At 71.4% G+C, this 461-nt stretch carries 1 protein-coding gene; it reads left to right on the top strand.

Features of this window, described 5'->3' with window-relative positions:
- A partial coding sequence (locus HFD94_RS22795) for an Ig-like domain-containing protein (protein ID WP_167433556.1) occupies positions 1–461 on the top strand: 461 nt, incomplete at both ends.

The following is a 461-nucleotide window of genomic DNA, read 5'->3' on the forward strand; positions in this document are numbered from 1 at the left end:
GCGGACAGCGGCTTCCTGCAGAAGGGCCAGTTCACCAACGACGGCACGCTGACGCTGAACGGCACCGCGGGCGCGGGGCTGACGGTCATCGTGTGGGCCACGGATGCGGACGGCAACCGGGTAAACGCGGGGTCGGGCGTGGCGGATGACAACGGCCGCTGGAGCATTACCACGGCGGCGCTGGGCGAGGACGGCCGCTATGACCTGACGGCGACGGCGGTGAACGCGGCGGGGGTTTCCTCGGCGGAGACCGGCGCGTTTAACGTGGTGCTGGACACCGTGGCACCGGAGGCGGCCGTGGCGGCGCTGATGGACGCCCAGGGTGAGGTGCAGGGCGAAGTTGCCAGCGGCGGGGTAACCGACGACCGCGCGCCGGTGCTGAAGGGCACGGCGGAAGCGGGCGCGACGGTGACGGTATATCTGGACAACAGCAGCACGCCGGCAGGCAGCACGGTGGCGGA

Source organism: Pantoea sp. EKM20T (assembly GCF_011800485.1).
Taxonomy (GTDB): Bacteria; Pseudomonadota; Gammaproteobacteria; order Enterobacterales; family Enterobacteriaceae; genus Pantoea; species Pantoea agglomerans.